The following is a 17,443-nucleotide window of genomic DNA, read 5'->3' as shown; positions in this document are numbered from 1 at the left end:
GGGAGCCCGCGGGGACGGCGGTCAGGCGGTGATGTCCTTGCCGGTGAAACGGGCCCAGGCGACCGAGCCGAACACGACGGCGTGGACGGCGAAGACCAGCAGCCCCCGCCCGAGGTCGCCGGTGGCCACCGGATCGCGCAGCACCGCGTCGAAGCCGCCCCACCACTCGGTCAGCAGGTAAGGCCCGATCGCGGCGAGCTGCGGAAGCCTCCCCAGCACCTGGGCCACGATGACGAGGACCACGGTCCCGGCGATGGCCCCGACGGAGACCTCGGTCAGGGTCGACAGGGCCAGCGCCACGGCGGCCAGGGCCGCCATGCCCGCGGTGACGTACAGCACGACGACGCCGATCCGCAGCAGGCCGTCCAGGAAGGGGATCGTCCCTCCCGACAGCAGCGTGATCGGCCCCACCGGGAACAGCACCAGGCCGCTGAGCAGGGCGGCCAGTGCCACCACGCCGACCGCGGCCAGGCAGAAGACGACCACGCCCGCGTACTTGACGGCCAGCAGCCTGCTCCGGCCGGCCGGGGCGGTGAGCAGGTAGCGCAGCGTGCCGATGCCCGCCTCCCCGGCGATCGCGTCGCCGGCGACGATCGCGACGGCGACCGGCAGGAGCAGCTGCACCAGCAGGTAGAGCGCGGCGAAGGTGAGGAACAGCCCGTTCCCTGCGACCTGCGCGAAGATCCCCGCCCCCTCGCCCTCACCGGAACCGCCGAACGTCCGCACCGCCACGCCGACCAGCACCGGGATCACGGCCAGCACCGCGAGTATGGCGAGGTTCCTGGGCCGCCGGAAGATCAGGCCGAGTTCGGAGCCGAACAGCCGCAGCCACGCCCGGGAGGCGCCCACCCTCACCGGGGCCGCCGCCGTGCCGGTCGGCCTCCCGCCCGCGTCAACCGTCGACATCGAATCCCTCCCCGGTCAGGCCCACGAACACGTCCTCCAGGCTGGGCCGCTGGACGGCCAGGCCGCGTACGGCGACGCCGCCGTCGACCAGGGCGGCGCAGACCCGTTCGGGCGCGGCGGTCCCCAGCGCCGCGCCGACCTCGCCGTCGCCGGAGCGGATCTCCGCCAGCCCGAGCGCGGCCAGCACGGCCGCGGCCCTCGCGGTGTCGGGCGTCAGCACCCGGACCCGCACCGCCTCACCGGCCAGCAGCCCGGCGATGGTCCCCTGGACGACCAGCCGGCCCGCCCGCATGATCGCCGCGTGGGAGCAGACCTGCTCCACCTCGGCCAGCAGGTGGGAGGAGACGAACACGGTCGTCCCCTCGGCGGCGATCTCCTTGACCAGCGCGCGTACCTCCCGGGTGCCCTGCGGGTCCAGGCCGTTGGTCGGCTCGTCCAGGACCAGCAGTTCCCTCGGGCCGAGCAGCGTGGCGGCGATGGCCAGCCGCTGGCGCATGCCGAGCGAGTAGGCCCGGTAGCGCTTGCCCGCCGCCGCGGCCAGGCCCACCCGCTCCAGCGCGAGCCCGATCCTGGCCGAGGCGGTACGCGGGTCGGCCGAGGGGTCGGCGGCGTCGTAGCGGCGCAGGTTGGCCTCGCCCGACAGGTAGGGGTAGAAGGCCGGCCCCTCGACCAGCGCCCCCACCCTGGGCAGCACGCCGCCCATCGGACCGGGCATCGGCGCGCCCAGCAGCCGCCAGCTCCCGGCCGTCGGCGTCACCAGGCCGAGCAGCATGCGGATGGTCGTGGTCTTGCCCGAGCCGTTGGGCCCCAGGAAACCGAAGACCGATCCGGCGGGCACGGCGAGGTCGAGGGAGTCCACCGCCACCTGGCCGCTCCTGAACCGCTTGGTCAGCCCGGCGGTGACGACGGAGAACCCCTCGCCGTCGTCCGGGCCCGGCACGGCGTCCCCGGCACTCCCGGCGTCCCTCGCGCCCGGCGCGTCCGTCACGGCGGTCACGGCGCCCCCGTTCCCGTGTCCGTCCGGATGCCCGTGCGGTTGTCCGTGCGGTTGTCCGTGCGAACGCCCGTTCCCGGGTCCGTCCGCGGCCACGGCCTCGCCGGATCGTCGTCCCGGGACCGGCCGGTCCCGGCGTTCTGCGTGATCGGCACTTCTCCCCCATCGCTCGTCGTGCCCGTCGGTCGTCCCGGCGAGGCAGGGCCCCTGGTCCCGGGGAGGGAACCGGCCGGTGTCCCTCCCCGGGCCGGACTCACTTCCGCCCGGCCGCCTCGACGAGCCTCTCCGGCGTGACGGCGCCGACCAGGAGGCGGCCGTCGTCGGTCAGCAGCGCGGAGACCAGCTTGGTCCGGACGACCTGGCCGCTGCCCCACGGCCCGCTGATCGGCGTGGCGGACTTGCGCAGGGCATCGGCGATCGCGGTGGCGTCCTGCCTGGGAGAGTTGTGCCCCAGGACGTCCTGGCCGCCGGCGTCCTTCGCCGGGGCGTCCTGTCCCGGCTTCGCCACGGCCCCGAGGTCCTCGGGCACGGGCAGCACCGCGACCGTGGTCCAGCCGCTGCCGACGACCTTGACCTTCTTCCCGAGCCTCTCGTGGTCCTCGAACCCGTCCCTGCCGGCCCTGCCCTTCTCGGTGAGCTCGCCGAGCGAGGTCTGGTCGACCTTGGCCCCGGCGGGCGGGGTGAAGGCGAAGTTCTCGGCGGCCGGCGGCGAGAACGTGACGGAGGTGAACCCCACCTCGAAGGCGGGCTCGGCCGCGCTCTTGGCGTACACCTGGACCCGCAGCGGGACCATCGTCTCCCCGTCCAGGGCCAGCTTGACCTCCCTGATCAGGGAGGAGGGGTCCTTGGGCGCGAACGCGAGCTGGTAGGCGGCACGATCGGCCACCTTCTCGGTGCTGCTCACACCGACCACGGTGTCCCGGCCTACCCGCTCCAGCAACGTCCGGGCGAGCTGCTGGGGCGTGGTCGCCGGCAGCGCCTCATGGGCCCGCCGGGCGGGCCCGTGCTCACCGGCCTTCTCGGCGCCGTCGGCCGTGACCCGGGTGGCCTTGTTCACGTCGCTCTGCCAGAGCCAGACCTGGTCGCCGTTGACGATCAGGTCGGTCTCGCTCATCCGGCCCGGCATGGCGAGGCGGATCTTGTCGGCGCCGCCGTACCAGACCTTCAGCTCGTGCGAGCCCGCGAGCAGGGCGGCGGGCGAGGTGCCGCTCATGCCCGTCAGGTCGGGAAGTCCAGGCAACCCGAGCGAGGCGGTCTGCATGACCGTGCCCGACATGGGCTTCGGCTCGGCCGTACCGGCCCGCGCGGCGCTCGCGAGCAGTTGCTCGGCGGTGCGCTCGGGCAACACGGGATCTCCCTGGACGGCGGCGATGACCGGGCCCGCCCCGATGGCCCCGGCCAACGCCGCGACCGCGACGACCGGCACGCCCCATCTCATCGCGCGGCCCCGTCTTCCTTGCTCGGACATCTCATTCCTCCACGGTATGCCGTCGGTCCCCGTCGAAAGCAGCGTGCGTGAACGTCGCTGTGCTGACGCTGAGACAGACTGAGAGGACCCACAGGATTCTCAGCCCTCTCTCAGCCGTCTCTCAGCGCGGATGGCCGAGGATGGGCCGTTCCGGGTGGCGTTCGGGTGACGTCCGGGTGACGGAGGGAGAGGGATGCGCATTCTCGTCGTGGAGGACGAACGGCGGATGGCGGCGGCCCTGCAGCGCGGGCTGCAGGCCGAGGGGTTCGCGGTCGACCTCGCGCACGACGGCGAGGACGGGCTGCACCAGGCCAGGCACGGCGAGTACGACGTGGTCGTGCTGGACGTCATGTTGCCGAAGATCTCCGGCTACAACGTCTGCAAGCAGCTGAGGGCGGAGGAGAACTGGGTACCGGTGCTGATGCTCTCGGCCAAGGACGGCGAGTACGACATGGCCGACGGCCTGGACCTGGGGGCCGACGACTACCTGACCAAGCCGTTCTCCTACGTGGTGCTGGTGGCCAGGCTCAGGGCGCTGCTGCGGCGCGGCGCGAACCGGCGCCCGGCCGTGCTGCGGGCCGGTGACCTGGCGCTGGACCCGGCACGGCGGCGGGTGACCCGGGGCGAGACCCCGGTGGAGCTGACCCCCCGGGAGTTCGCGCTGCTGGAGTTCCTGATCCGCCACCACGACGAGGTGGTCTCCAAGACGGAGATCCTGGAGCACGTCTGGGACACCTTCGACACCGATCCCAACGTGGTCGAGGTCTACGTCGGCTACCTGCGGCGCAAGATCGACGTGCCGTTCTCCAGGAACGCGCTGCAGACGGTGCGGGGAGCCGGGTACCGGCTGGCCGGCGACGGCGGATGAGCGCGGTGACCGAGCCGGGAACGGGACAGGGCACGGGACAGGGCACCGGACAGGACACGGGGCGGGGCACGGGGCGGGAAGCCGGGCGGGGCGGCCGGGCTGTGGCGCCGGGCCGGGTGGCCGGGCCCGGCGGCACGGGCGCGCAGCCGGGAGGCCGCGCGGCCGGGCTGTGGCGGCGCAGGAGCCTGCGCTTCCGGCTGACCGCCGCGGCCTCGGCCGCGGCCTCGGCCGTGCTGGCGGTCTCGGCGTACGCGATGATGGGCGTGCTCGGCAGCGCGCTGATCGGCACCATCGACGAGTCGATCTACCAGCGGGCCCGGGACACGGTCTCGCTGGCCGACGCCGGGCGGCTGCCCGACCAGACGACCTCGCCGGACGGCACGCTCCTCCAGGTGGTCGACGGCCGGGGGCGGATCACCCACGCCACCCCCGGCACCGACCGGCTGGTCCCCCTGCTGGACGGGCCTGCGCGGGCCGCGGCGCTCGGCGCCGGCCGGGCGCGCTTCCTGGACGGCGGGCCGTACGGCATCCCGCACCTGCTGCGGGTCCGGGTGCTCAGCGCCGACCACGGGCTGACGGTGATCGCGGCCCGGCCCTTCAGCGAGGTGCAGACCAGTCTGGCCACCGCCGGGCACGTGCTGCTGGTCGGCACCCCGCTGCTGCTGGTGCTGCTCGCGGGGGCGAGCTGGATGATCATCGGCAGGACACTGCGGCCGATCGCGGCGCTGAGGCGGGGCGCGGAGGAGATCACCGACACCGCCCGGTCGCGCCGCCTGCCGGTGCCCGAGGCGCGCGACGAGGTGCACAGCCTGGCCACCACGCTCAACGCGATGCTGGCCCGGCTGGAGAAGGCCGACGTCCGGCAGCGGGCCCTGGTCTCGGACGCCGCGCACGAGCTGCGCAGCCCGCTGGCAAGCATCCGGCTGCAGCTGGAGGTGGCGCTCGGCCATCCCGGGGGGCAGGAGTGGCGGGAGACGGCCGAGGGCGTGCTGGAGGACACGATGCGCCTGTCCCGGCTGGCCGAGGACCTGCTCGCGCTGGCCCGGCTGGACGAGCGGGGCGGCACGCCGGCGCGCAGGGAGCCGGTGGAGCTGGACCGGCTGGTCCCCCGGGCCGTCGAGCGGTACGGCGCCGGTGTCACGGTGCGGGTCCCCGGCGGCCCGGTCACGGTCACCGGGGACGCGCTGGACCTGGGCCGGGTGCTGGTCAACCTGGTCGACAACGCGCTGCGGCACACCCGCGACCCCGTGCTGGTCGAGCTGCGGGCCGAGGGGGCCGACGCCGTGCTGACCGTCACCGACGACGGGCCGGGCATCCCCGGGCCCGACCGGGAGCGGGTCTTCGACCGCTTCACCCGGCTGGACAGCGCGCGCAGCCGCGACGAGGGCGGGGCCGGGCTGGGACTGGCGATCGTGCGCGAGACCGTGAACGCGCACGGCGGCGCGGTCCACCTGGAGGACGCCTCGCCCGGTCTGCGGGCGGTCGTCCGGCTTCCCCTATCTTGACCGAGGCTTGTCGATGACCTGCTTGGCCGGTGCCGGCCGGGGATCTAGCGTCGCATGCATGACGTCCGGTGACGGCGGCCGCCGAGAGCTGATCCTGCAGGTGGCGACCAGGCTGTTCGCCGCCCTGGGGTACGACAGCACGTCCGCCGCCCAGATCGCCGAGGCCACCGGGCTGAGCGTCGAGGCGCTGGGCGAGGAGTTCGGCGGCAAGCGGGAGCTCTACCTGGAGATCATGGAGCGCGAGTACCGGGCCGAGCGGGGGTTCCTGGAGAAGGCCCTGGAGGGCGCCTCCGTCGAGACCCCCGAGCAGACGGCGGTGACCGTGCACCGGATCGTCGACCAGTACCTGGACTTCTGCCTGGCCCATCCGGAGTTCCCCTCCCTGTGGATGCACCGGTGGCTCTCGGACGCCAGTGACCTCACCGAGCTTGAGCGCCGCTACATCCGGCCGCAGATCACGTTCATCTCCAACGTGCTCACCCCCGCGGTCGACGCCGGGCACGTCGGGGCGCCCGTCGACATGAAGTACACCTTCTGGTCGGTGGTGTGGTGCGTGCACGGGTTCTGCCAGAGCGGGGTGCTCGACCGGGCGGGCGACCGGCAGGGCGTCGACGACCCCGTCGTGCTGGAACGCTTCCGCGGCTACCTGCACCGGATGGTGCACCGGGTCGCCCTCCTGCCCGGGTCGCCGCCCTGAGGCTCGTCCTCGGACATCGCCGATCCCCTTTATGAGAGAATTTTTCACCTTTGGCGGGAATCCACGGCGCTCCCCCGCTCACGGCCGGCGCGATCCGTGTGATCCTGGCAGTCCCCCGGCGGCCCCTGCGGGCCGCGCGCCCCACCGGCCCGCGCGGGCCGTACCCCCGAGGAGACCGATGAGCCTTCCCGACAAGGGCCGCAGCACCTCCGAGCTGCTCGCCGAGATCGCCCGCCTCCGGCGGGACGACCTGCCGGTCCGCGGAGGCAAGGTGACCGCGTACGTCTACGACACCGGGCGTCCCGAGGTGCACGAGGCCGCCGCCCGCGCCTACTTCGAGATGCTGGAGGTCAACACCCTCGACCCCACGGCGTTCCCCAGCGTCGTGGAGATGGAGAAGCAGGTGGTCGGCGCGGTCGCCGACCTGCTCGGCGGGGGGTCGGGCATCTTCACCAGCGGCGGCACCGAGTCGATCATGCTGGCGGTGAAGGCGGCGCGCGACTCCCGCCCGACCACGGGGCGTCCCAGGATGGCGGTCCCGGTGACCGCGCACCCGGCCTTCCACAAGGCCGCGCACTATCTCGGGGTCGTGGTGGACGCCGTCGAGGTGGACCCGGTGACGTTCCGCGCCTCGGTGGCGGGGGTGGAGGCGGCCGTCACCGACGACACCGTGCTGGTGGTCGCCTCGGCGCCGTCCTACCCCCAGGGCGTGATCGACCCGGTCGCCGAGATCGCCGCCCTCGCCGCGGCGCGCGGTGTGCCGTGCCACGTGGACGCCTGCGTGGGCGGGTGGCTGCTGCCGTGGCTGCGCGAGGCCGGGGCCGACGTGCCGCCCTTCGACCTGTCGGTCCCCGGGGTCACCTCGCTCTCGTGCGACCTGCACAAGTTCGGCTACGCCCCCAAGGGCGCCTCGGTCGTGCTCTTCGCCGACCCGGCGCTGCGGCGCAGGGCCTACTTCGCCTCGGCGTCGTGGCCCGGCTACACGGTGATCAACGCGACCGTGCAGAGCTCGAAGTCCGCGGGCCCGCTGGGCGGCGCGTGGGCCACCTTCCAGGCCCTGGGCCGGGAGGGCTACCTGGAGCTGGGCCGCAACACCCTGGCGGCGGCCCGCGCGCTCCGCGAGGGGGTCGCGAAGATCCCGGGCCTGCGGGTGCTGGGCGACGCGGACTCGGCGCTGGTCGCCTTCGGGTCCGACGAGGTCGACGTGTTCGTGCTCTCGGACGAGGCCAGGCGGCGCGGGTGGTTCCTGCAGCCGCAGCTGTCGTACGCGGGCATCCCGGCCAACATCCACGTCACGGTGACCGGGGTGACCCTGCGCGGTGTCGAGGCGATGCTGGAGGTGATCGCCGAGTCCGCCGAGGCGGCCCGCGAGCGCGGGCCCGCGCGGCTCCCCGAGGGGCTGGTGGAGCTGATCGCGGACCTGGACCTGGACGCGCTGGACGACGCGGCCTTCGGCGAGCTGGCGGCCTCGGTCGGGGTGGACCTGGGCGGTTCCGGGCAGCCGGAGATGGCCGTGGTCAACGCGGTCCTGGACGCCCTGCCCGCCGACCGGCGGGAGGCGATCCTGATCCGCTTCCTGTCCGTCATCTACTCCTGAGCCGCGGCGTCACCGCGCGCCCGTTCCGGGGCCGGGGAGTCCCGGCGCGACCGCCCCCGGATCGCGGCGTCCCGGCCCGCGTCCGCTCCCGCCCCGCGTCCGCTTCCAGCCCGCCCGCGGGTCACCGGCCTCTCAGCGCGGTGACGGTGGTGAGCGCGGCGCGGGCGGAGGCGGCGTCGTGGACCCGGAACACCCGGGCCCCCTGCCAGGCGGACACCGCCAGCGTGGCCATGCTGCCGGCGTGGCGCTCGTCCACGGGGAGGCCGCCGAGGGTCTCGCCGACGAAGTCCTTGTTGGACACCGCGACGAGCACCGGCCAGCCGGTGGCGACCATCTCGTCCAGGCGGCGGCCGACCTCCAGGGAGTGCCGGGTGTTCTTGCCGAAGTCGTGCGCGGGGTCGATGAGCACCGACTCCCTGGCGACCCCGGCGGCCACCGCGCGTTCGGCGAGGCCGACGGTGTAGCCGACTACGTCGGCGACCACGTCGTCGTAGGCGACGCGGTGCGGGCGGGTGCGCGGGGCGACGCGGCCGGCGTGCGCGCAGACCAGGCCGATGCCGTGCCGGGCGGCGACGCCTGCCAGATCCGGGTCGACACCGCCCCAGGTGTCGTTGAGCAGGTCGGCGCCGGCCTGGGCGACGACCTCGCCGACCTCGGCGCGCCAGGTGTCGACACTGACGACGAGCCGGGGGTGGCGCCGCCTGACCGCGTCCACCAGGTCGGAGACGCGGCGGATCTCCTCGGCGGGGTCCACCTCGTCGCCGGGGCCCGCCTTCACACCGCCGATGTCGACGATGTCCGCGCCACCGGCCACCGCGGCGTCCACCGCCTCCAGGGCGGCCGTGAAGCCGTAGGTCCTCCCCCGGTCGAAGAAGGAGTCGGGGGTGCGGTTGACCACCGCCATGATCGCGAACTCGCCGGGCCGGAACTCACGGCCACGCAGGCGCAGGATAGTCATCGAGACCGAGCCTATAGCCCGGTGTCGGAGAGGACGGCGCTCCCACCTGCGCCGAACCTCTGGGGGAGAACGAAGGAACCCGGGCGTCCCTACGCGGCCGACCCACTTTCGGCCACGGACAGGAACTCCTGGGCGAGAGCGGGCAGCCGCCGTCGCGCGTGCACGAGGGCGATCACCCGGCGTACCGAGGGGTCGAGGGTGCGGACCACCAGCCCGGCGCGGGCGGCCTGCTCGGCCATCCCCCGGTACCAGAGCATCGAGGCCGTACCCGAACGGACGGTGTTCAGCCAGTTGCCGCGCTCGTCGAGCTGCGTCGCCACCACGGGCGCCACCCCGTGCTTGGCGAAGAGCGCGTCGAACTCCCTGCGCCGGGAGCTGCCGGGCACCGGCAGCACCAGCCGCATGCCGTTGAGCCTCCTCATCGGCACCGGGTCGGGCAGGTCCACGCCGGGCGGGGAGATCAGCACGATCTCCTGGCGCTCCAGCGGGTGGCTGATCAGATCGGTGGGGACGGGAAGGTCCGTGAGGCCGATGTCGGCCCGCTGGTCCCTGATGGCGCTCACCACGCCGTCCCGTCCGTCACAGCGGACGATGTGGATGCGTACCCCCGGGTGCTCGGCGGTGTACGCGGGGAGGAGACGCCCGGCCAGCCCCGGTTCGAGGCTGGGGATCGAGGCGATGCGGAGCTCCGCCTCGGACGTCTGGCCGTGCGTGGACAGGGACTCGATCTCGCGGACGGCGTCGAGCGCCTCCCGGGCCAGCTTGACCACCCGGCGTCCCTGGGACGTGACGACCACGCCACGTCCGGAACGGGCGAACAACGTCATCCCGAGCTCTCGTTCCAGGTCCCTGATCGCACGGGAGAGAGCGGGCTGGGCGATGTACAGCGACCTGGCCGCGTCGGTCATGGTGCGATGCTCCGCCGTCGCGACCACATAGCGGAGCTGCTGCAGATTCATGCCTCGAAGCTAGGTCACGGGTGCCGGATCGGTCCGGCACATCGCGGAGATCACCTCGGATGATTTCGGAATGTAATCGAACGCAGCGACATCCGTGACGGATGATAAATCAGTATGCTTACGCCCTAAATTCGGCAAAAGTCCGATCTTGTGGTTCATGCCGGATGTCCGGATCACCGGGAGGGCGTGGCGCCGGCCGGGGCGCCCCCGCGACCGCGGCTCGCCGCCGCGGGACGACCGCCGGTTCGGGCGGGCGACGAGGACCGCCGGCCCGCCCGGACGCCCCGGCGTCCATCCCGACGGCGCACCTTAAGCGGTCGTTCACCATAGATTGGCCATCTGTCTGTCATGTCCAGGTATGGGGACTAGAATCCTGGCAAATTCTGTTCAACCCCGACGCCTGTCATCTTCAAAGGCTAAGCCGGGCAAAACGCAGCAGGAAGCGGTGTGACGATGCGCCTTGGGCAAGATTCGGGGGATCTCGCCGACGACAGCGGGAAACGGCGCACCCGGCGCCGCGGTGGGAGCCCCGGCGCACGCCAAGGTGGAAGACCGAACCAGGCCGGACCCTCGCAGGCGCCCGCCCCGCCGCAGGCACAGGGACCCGCACAGGCACAGGGACCCGGGCAGGCACAGGGACCCGCACAGGCACAGGGCCCCGGGCACGGCCAGGCCCCCGGGCAGGCCCGGACTTCCGGGCAGGCCCACGCTCCAGGGCAGGCGCAGCCTCCCGGGCGGGCACAGCCTCCTGTGCGGGTCCAGGGCCCCGGGCAGGCTCCGGCCCCCGCCGCCGGGCCGCAGACCACCCGCGCCCAGGACCCCTCCGGCCCCCCGGGGGCGCCCCCGGTGCGGAACGGTCACCACGGACACGAGCCGCCCCCCACCGGGAACGGTCAGCGGCAGCAGGGCACGCCTCCACCGGGGGGCGGCCCTGTCGCCGGAACCGCGGGCGCCGCCGGAACCGCCGGAACCGCCGGAGCCGCCGAGGCGTCCGGGCCGCGACCGCGGTTCGCCAAGCCGCTGACGACCGGCGCCCTCATCGGCTGGACCGCGCTCTCGGCGATCCTGCCCGGTGCGGCGCACCTGCGGGCGGGGAAGCGCCGCCTCGGGTTCATCCTGCTCGCGGCCCTCGGCGTGCCGCTGCTGGGCGGCGCGATCACCGCCGCCGTCGTCCACCTGAGCGGCAACACCGGTGTCTTCGCCCGGGACACCACGATGATGACCGGGGTGGTCCTGGCCGTGGCCGGGGCGGTCGCCTGGTTCCTGCTGCTGCTCTTCTCCTACGTCACGCTGAAGCCGAACCGGCTCAGCGGCAGGGGGCAGATCGTCTCGGGCGTCGTGGTGGGCGTGCTCTGCGTGTCGGTGACGGCGCCGTTCGCGCTGACCGCCAACACCGTGCTGACCCTCAAGCAGACGACCCTCGACATCTTCAAGCCCACCTCGGCCGACCCGACGGCCGTCCCCGTCAAGCACGAGGACCCGTGGGGCGGTCGCAAGCGGGTGAACTTCCTGCTCGTCGGCGGTGACGGCGCCGGGAACCGGGAGGGCGTGCGGACCGACAGCATGAACGTGGCCAGCGTGCACGTCGCGACCGGCAACACGGTCATGTTCAGCCTCCCGCGCAACCTGCAGCACGTCCGCTTCTCGCCCGGCAGCGCGCTCGGCAAGCGGTTCCCCGACGGTTTCATGCGCGAACTGCCCAACGGCGGCCTGCTCAACGAGGTCTGGCAGTACGCCGAGGACCACCCCGAGGTCGTGCCGGGCAAGAAGGCCGGGGAGCGGGGCCCGGCGGCGCTGATGGACGCGATCGGCCACACGCTCGACCTGAAGGTCGACTACTACGCCCTGGTCAACATGTTCGGCTTCGCCAGGATGGTGGACGCCATCGGCGGCCTGAAGATCAGGGTCGAGCGGGACATCCCCTGGGGCGGCCTGTACGGCACGGCCGGGACGATCAAGGCCGGCTACCGCACGCTCTCGGGCGAGGAGGCGCTCTGGTACGGGCGCTCCCGCGTCGGCAGCGACGACTTCTCCCGGATGGCCCGCCAGCGCTGCGTCATCGGGGCCTTCGCCCAGCAGGCCACCCCGTCGGTCGTGCTCACCAACTTCGGCAAGATCGCGGGTGTGGCCAGGAAGATGGCCAAGACCGACATCCCCCGCGAGCTGGTGGAGCACCTCACCGAACTGGCGCTCAGGGTCAAGGACGCCAGGATCACCAGCCTGCAGTTCGTGCCGCCGGAGTTCTACACCGGCTCGCCCGACTGGCAGAAGATCCGCACCGCCACCGCCAGGGCGCTGCGCCGCTCGGAGCAGCCCGCCCGGCGGCCGCAGGCCGCGGGCGTGACCGCCTCGCCCGGTGCGAGCGGCGCGACGTCGGCCTTCACGCCCGGCCCCTCCCGGAGCGCCTCGGCGCGGCCGGGCCGGACGCCCACCCCGAACGGCAAGCCCACGGGTGAGTCCCTCAGCGAGCTCTGCGGATTCTGACCGGCCGGGCGGGGCGGCCCCGGGGTTCCCGACGAACCCCGGGGCCGCCCCGCCTCAGGCGACGGCCTTGGCGGTCCTGGGCAGCAGCGCGAAGGCGCCCAGGTAGATCAGGCCGGCCACGATCAGCAGCGCCTGGTAGCCGATGACCAGCGCCAGGTACTCCAGGCAGCCGCCGACCATGGCGCCCAGCAGGTTCGCGCCGAAGGACACGGTCGGGTCGGCGGAGTCGGCGAAGCGCTTGGCGAACACCACGTTGGCCGCGAAGATCGGCAGGAACGCCACGACCACGGCCGCCACCGCGCGCAGCGGCAGCGGCAGCCCCAGCAGCCAGGAGTTGGGCACCAGCCAGGCCAGGACCAGCCCGGCCAGCAGTATCCCGTACATGACCGGCAGGGACGGCACCCGGAAGCGGCGGGTCACCTCCACCGCGGCGAGCACGGCGACCAGCACCCCAGCGAACACGATCGCGTTCACCACCCAGGTGGTGCCGAACAGCAGCGCGAAACCGGTGACGCTCTTGGTCTCCAGGAGCAGGAACGCCACCCCGAGCAGGAACAGGTCCGCGTACGGCCGCATCCTGCGGTACGGGCCGGCCACGGCCCGGACGGCGAGCAGGCTGACCAGGAGGATCAGCCCCAGCGTGACGATGTAGATCTGCGGGATCGTCCGGTCCTTCAGGTAGAGGAAGGGCAGGTCGTCACTGGCCGGCGGCGGGGTCTGGGCGGTCGCTCCCGCCCACTCTGCGCCGCACCGCTGTCCCTGCGGGGTGAGGCCCGCGGTGATGACCGCCTGCTGGCCGGTCTCGCTGACGATGTCGACGCACGGCTTGTGCCCGAACGCGGCCTGCATGGTCGCGCCGAGCCGGTCGACCAGCCAGCTCTCCCGGTAGTAGTTGTACATCGAGAAGGCGCCGCCGGGTTTGAGGTGGTCCCTGGCCGCCTCCATCGCCTGCTGGGTGAACAGGTAGCTCTCCAGCCGCAGCGAGCTGGCCCCGGAGACCAGGGTGAGCGAGTCGGGCAGCGCGAACAGGATCAGGTCGTACTTCTTGGAGGTCCCCTCCAGGAAGGCGCGGCCGTCGGTGACGTGGGCGGTGACCCGGGGGTCGCCGTAGGGCAGGTCCGGGTGGTAGGAGCGGCCGAGCTCGAGCAGCTTGGGGTCGATCTCCACGGCGTCCACCCGCCCGGCGCCCTTGGACAGGGCGATCGACACGTCGGTGCCGCTGCCCGCGCCCACGATCAGCACGTCGTCCAGCCTGCCGGAGGCGGCCCGCTCGTACGGCAGGGCGTACTGGCGCTCCCACTCCAGGCGGCTCTTCGCCGGTGAGGCCTGCTGGTGCGGGATGCCGTTGACCTTGATGTCCATCAGCGGCACGCCCTCCCACTGCCCGCGCACGTAGGTCACCTTGTAGTACGGCGACCACAGCGCCCCGGCCGTCAGCGTCTCGGTGGCGAGGGCGCCGACGATGACGAGCGACGGCACGATCAGCGCCACGCGGGCCCAGACCCTGCGGGGCCACAGCAGCACCGCGTAGGCGACCGCGGCGATCGTCCCCCACACCACCGGCGGCGCGCTGAGGAACGACAGCGCGGTGAACAGCCCGATGCCGCTGAGGCTGCCGATCAGGTCGTAGCGGTAGGCCTCCAGCCGTTCGAGCTCGGGGAAGCAGCGCCCGACCAGCTCGGCCGGGCCCATCAGCACGATCGCCGCCGCGGCGAAGATCACGGGCAGGATCAGCCAGGGCGGCGGCCCGCTGGTGCTCAGGCTCGTCCAGTACAGGACGCCCTCGGTCTGGCGGTCCACCGTCACCGGGAAGAACAGCACGACCAGGACCAGCACGGCCAGCACGATCGGCGAGTAGTACGGCTGGCGGGTGGTGCGGCCCACCCGCAGGAAGCCGAGCCCGATGCCGAGGAACGATCCCAGGAGGACGAAATTGGTGAAGTAGCTCAGGTGAACGATGTTCGATCCGGTCCACCGGATCAGGGCCAGCTCCAGGAAGAGCATGAAGCCGCTGGCCACGACCAGTCTGGGCCGGGTGGGCATCCAGTGGGCGTGCCGGACTTCGGGGCGCGGGATTGGCGTCGTCTCCGCCGCTGCGGTCATGCCGCCCAACGTAGTGATCGACACCGGCGCAGGGAAGGAAATCCACACCGGTTGTTTGCACCGTCTATGCGGCATGGCTCCTGTTCGGTGCGGGTTTCAACGGCTGGACGCGGCCGGGGTGGATGAAGGAATGTGGTGGGACCTGATCCCCCTCGACTCCCGGTGGTGCGTCATGCGGGTCCTGCTCCAGCTCCGCCCCTCCCCCGACGTCGTCGCGGCCGTGGCCGACCCCACGATGAGCACCGCGGCCTCCGACGTCGCCGACGCGCTGCCCGGGGTGGTCCTGGACCCCTCCTACGCCCCGGTCGTGGCGCCCCGCCCGGTGCCCGCCGCCGGGGGCGGCGACCCGCTGTCGCTGAACCAGCCGCTGGCGTTCTCCTTCGCCGACGACGAGGCCTCCGTCCTGGTCCGCGGGGAGATCTCCGACGACGAGGTGTCCACCCGGATCACCCTGCTGCCCGCGCTCCGGCGCGAGGTGGTGGGGGTGTTCGCCGACCCGGTGATCCGGCCGGGCCTGACCTGCGGCGGCACGCCCCCGGTAGGTGACTGGCACGACGTGGAGCGGCTGCTCGGCGTCGCCGACCTGGCCGCCGAGGGTCTGGACGGCTCCGGGGTGGCGCTCGCGATCCTCGACAGCGGCGTCAACCGCGCGCACGTCGCCCGCCGGCTGGGCCGGGAGGTGACCCTCGACGTGGGGCGCAGCTGGAAGCCCGAGGGGGTGACGGGCAGGGCCGGTGAGTTCCCCGTCGACCACGGCACGATGTGCGCCTTCGACGCGCTCATCGCCGCCCCCAGGGCGTCGATCGTCGACGTGCCCGTGCTGCTCTCCCGGCGTCCGGGCGGTTCGGCGCTGGACGGCCTGCTCTCGGACGCGGTGGCGGCCTTCGCCCACCTGCGCACCGTCCTGGAGGACCAGCCCGCCGCCTCGCGCTCCCTGGTGATCAGCAACAGCTGGGGGTCCTTCTCCCCGGAGTGGGACTTCCCCGCGGGCCATCCGGGCAACTACTCCGACAACCCGGCCCACCCGTTCAACCTGATCGTCTCCAGCCTGGAGCGGGCCGGCGCGGACGTGCTCTTCGCCGCGGGCAACTGCGGCCGCGACTGCCCGGACGGCCGCTGCGCCTACCCCGAGCGGCCGATCACGGGCGCCAACTCCCACGCCGCCGTGCTGTCGGTCGGGGGCGTCGACACCCGCGGCGAGCGGGTCGGCTACTCCTCCCAGGGGCCCGGCCGCCTGTTCGCCCGCAAGCCCGACCTGTGCGCCTACACCCATTTCTCGGGCTCGCGGGCGTTCGGCGACGACGAGCCCGACTCGGGCACCTCGGCCGCGTGCCCGGTCGCGGCGGGCCTGGTCGCGGCCGTGCGCACCCTCTGGCCCGCCTCCCGGCTGTCCCCCGCCCAGTTGCGCACCCTGCTGCGCCGGACCGCCGACGACCGCAGCGACGTCGGGTTCGACGACGACCACGGCTACGGGGTCGTCGACCCCTCCGGGGTACTCGCCTCATTGCGGCGCCGGGCGGGGCGCGTACCGTGAGGTGATGGTCCTCATCACGGTGCGGCTCCCCTCCGGCGCGACGCTCGCGCAGGCCCTGCGGCATCTGGAGCTGCCGGAGGAGGAGGTCGACGTCGGGTACGGCCTGGTGCTCATCGATCCCCTCGATCCGGGCCAGGGCCTGTACGGCCTGCGGGTGAGCGAGAGCGCCGCCCGTCGCACCGGCCTCGCGGCGGGCGGGGGGCCCTACGCCGATCCGCGCATAGAGCCCTACGGCCCCCCGGAGTGAGACCCGGGGGCGGGCCTGGCTCGGGACCGATCGGGCGGGACCGACCGGGTGGCGGGCCGGGCGTCAGACGGGCAGGAGCGAACCCGACTGCTTGACGTTGCGGATGATCGGGGCGGTCTCCAGCCCCTGGATGCCGGGAAGACCCGCGATCCGGCCGCTGAGGTAGGCGTACAGCGCCTCGTCATCCCGGCAGACGACGTTGACCGCGAGGTTCGTCGGGCCGGTGGTGGCCGCGGCGAAGGTCACCTCGGGGTGGGTGTTCAGGGCCTCGCCGACGGCGGCCAGGCAGGAGGGCGACACCGCCATCCAGAGCCAGGCCATGGTGCGGAGACCGAAGTAGGGCGAGTCGACCTCCAGGTCGTAGTAGAGCGCGCCGGACTCGCGGAGCTGGTCGAGCCGGCGCCGGACGGTCGACTCCGACCAGCCCGTGGCCGCCGCCAGGTCGGTGTGGGAGGCCCGGCCGTCCACGGAGAGTTCCGCGAGCAGGAGCCGGTCCCGGTCCGACAGTTCCACCGGGCCGCGCGCGGACGGCGGCGGCGGGCGCAGGGCGGCGACCTGCGGCTCGGCGAGCACCTCGAACAGGCCGCAGCCGACCGAGCCTCCGGCGAACATGTGCAGCATCGAGTACGCGGTGACCGCGACGACGCGGTCGGTGCGCTGGAGCTTCTCGAGCATCAGGACGTCGCGTTCCTTGTCCGAGGCCGGGTCGGCCGCGCAGAGCACCTCGGTCCCGCCCGACAGCAACTGCACCCAGGACGTGTCGGGCCGCTTGGCCAGGGCCGCGGCGATGGCGGGTCCCGCACCGAGAACGCACCGCAGGCGCAGCCACCAGCGGGTCCCGCCCACCGTCCGGTGGTCGAGCGCCCCCACGACCCGCACGGTGCCCCCCAGGCGCAGCCGTCGGTAGCGCCGGGCGACGGTCTGGTCCGAGACGCCGAGGACCTCCCCGATCCGGCTGAAGGGGGCCCGCCCGTCCAGTCCCAGCGCGTGCACCAGTTGCCGGTCGAGCAGGTCGGCCCTGACGGATTCCATCTGAAAGACGTATCAGATGTCGGTATCCGCCGCGATATCGCGTCCGGCTTCCTCCGGCTGCCGTCCCGCCCGATCCTGGTGGCCGACCGGA

Annotated in this window: 14 protein-coding genes; 7 read left to right on the top strand and 7 right to left on the bottom strand. The window is 73.4% G+C overall.

Annotated features, from left to right (window positions below):
- Positions 1–21: 21 nt before the first annotated feature.
- The 3 genes from AB0G16_RS11520 to AB0G16_RS11510 form a co-directional block, all read right to left on the bottom strand.
- Positions 22–906 carry an ABC transporter permease gene (locus AB0G16_RS11520; RefSeq protein WP_362802447.1) on the bottom strand — a complete coding sequence of 295 codons (885 nt, stop codon included), beginning with the start codon at positions 904–906 and terminating at the stop codon, positions 22–24.
- Complete coding sequence (locus AB0G16_RS11515) at positions 893–1,903, bottom strand: ABC transporter ATP-binding protein (protein WP_362802444.1); 1,011 nt, start codon at positions 1,901–1,903, stop codon at positions 893–895. The genes AB0G16_RS11520 and AB0G16_RS11515 overlap by 14 nt, the downstream gene beginning before the upstream one ends.
- Positions 1,904–2,153: 250 nt before the next feature.
- Entirely contained in the window at positions 2,154–3,338 is a 1,185-nt protein-coding gene (locus AB0G16_RS11510) for a DUF2092 domain-containing protein (RefSeq protein WP_362802442.1), read from the bottom strand.
- 223 nt (positions 3,339–3,561) lie between these two features.
- Here AB0G16_RS11510 and AB0G16_RS11505 point away from each other — a divergent pair, with 223 nt between their 5' ends.
- From AB0G16_RS11505 to AB0G16_RS11490, 4 genes are all read left to right on the top strand, one after another.
- Positions 3,562–4,236 carry a response regulator transcription factor gene (locus tag AB0G16_RS11505; protein ID WP_362802439.1) on the top strand — a complete coding sequence of 225 codons (675 nt, stop codon included), beginning with the start codon at positions 3,562–3,564 and terminating at the stop codon, positions 4,234–4,236.
- Positions 4,233–5,741 carry an ATP-binding protein gene (locus AB0G16_RS11500; RefSeq protein WP_362802437.1) on the top strand — a complete coding sequence of 503 codons (1,509 nt, stop codon included), beginning with the start codon at positions 4,233–4,235 and terminating at the stop codon, positions 5,739–5,741. Before AB0G16_RS11505 ends, AB0G16_RS11500 begins: the two co-directional genes overlap by 4 nt.
- Positions 5,742–5,799: 58 nt before the next feature.
- A complete protein-coding gene (locus AB0G16_RS11495) occupies positions 5,800–6,438 on the top strand; it encodes a TetR/AcrR family transcriptional regulator (protein ID WP_362802434.1) in 639 nt (212 codons plus the stop codon).
- A 178-nt stretch (positions 6,439–6,616) separates the two neighbouring features.
- Positions 6,617–8,035, top strand: coding sequence for an aspartate aminotransferase family protein (locus tag AB0G16_RS11490; protein ID WP_362802431.1), 1,419 nt, complete (start codon positions 6,617–6,619; stop codon positions 8,033–8,035).
- 121 nt (positions 8,036–8,156) lie between these two features.
- On the opposite strand, the gene folP is transcribed toward AB0G16_RS11490, so the two are convergent.
- Both folP and AB0G16_RS11480 read right to left on the bottom strand, forming a co-directional pair.
- Complete coding sequence (gene folP, locus AB0G16_RS11485; protein WP_362802428.1) at positions 8,157–8,993, bottom strand: dihydropteroate synthase; 837 nt, start codon at positions 8,991–8,993, stop codon at positions 8,157–8,159.
- An 89-nt stretch (positions 8,994–9,082) separates the two neighbouring features.
- Positions 9,083–9,952, bottom strand: coding sequence for a LysR family transcriptional regulator (locus AB0G16_RS11480; protein ID WP_362802425.1), 870 nt, complete (start codon positions 9,950–9,952; stop codon positions 9,083–9,085).
- 750 nt (positions 9,953–10,702) lie between these two features.
- On the opposite strand from AB0G16_RS11480, the gene AB0G16_RS11475 reads away from it, so the two are divergent.
- Positions 10,703–12,436, top strand: coding sequence for an LCP family protein (locus AB0G16_RS11475; RefSeq protein WP_362802422.1), 1,734 nt, complete (start codon positions 10,703–10,705; stop codon positions 12,434–12,436).
- 54 nt (positions 12,437–12,490) lie between these two features.
- Here AB0G16_RS11475 and AB0G16_RS11470 read toward each other — a convergent pair whose 3' ends face one another.
- Positions 12,491–14,539, bottom strand: coding sequence for a spermidine synthase (locus AB0G16_RS11470; protein WP_362802419.1), 2,049 nt, complete (start codon positions 14,537–14,539; stop codon positions 12,491–12,493).
- 118 nt (positions 14,540–14,657) lie between these two features.
- Between AB0G16_RS11470 and AB0G16_RS11465 the strand changes: the two genes are divergently transcribed.
- Positions 14,658–16,073: a S8 family serine peptidase gene (locus tag AB0G16_RS11465; RefSeq protein ID WP_362802416.1), complete on the top strand. Its 1,416-nt coding sequence runs from the start codon at positions 14,658–14,660 to the stop codon at positions 16,071–16,073.
- Positions 16,074–16,077: 4 nt separating this feature from the next.
- Positions 16,078–16,320, top strand: coding sequence for a hypothetical protein (locus AB0G16_RS11460; protein ID WP_362802414.1), 243 nt, complete (start codon positions 16,078–16,080; stop codon positions 16,318–16,320).
- Positions 16,321–16,383: 63 nt separating this feature from the next.
- Here the strand turns inward: AB0G16_RS11460 and AB0G16_RS11455 are convergent, their stop codons facing one another.
- Complete coding sequence (locus AB0G16_RS11455) at positions 16,384–17,352, bottom strand: AsnC family transcriptional regulator (protein ID WP_362802411.1); 969 nt, start codon at positions 17,350–17,352, stop codon at positions 16,384–16,386.
- Positions 17,353–17,443 lie beyond the last annotated feature (91 nt).

This window comes from Streptosporangium sp. NPDC023615, from assembly GCF_040640155.1.
In the GTDB taxonomy this organism is placed as follows: domain Bacteria; phylum Actinomycetota; class Actinomycetes; order Streptosporangiales; family Streptosporangiaceae; genus Streptosporangium.
Note: the sequence above shows the minus strand (reverse complement) of the source record. Positions and strands in the feature narration are given on the sequence as shown.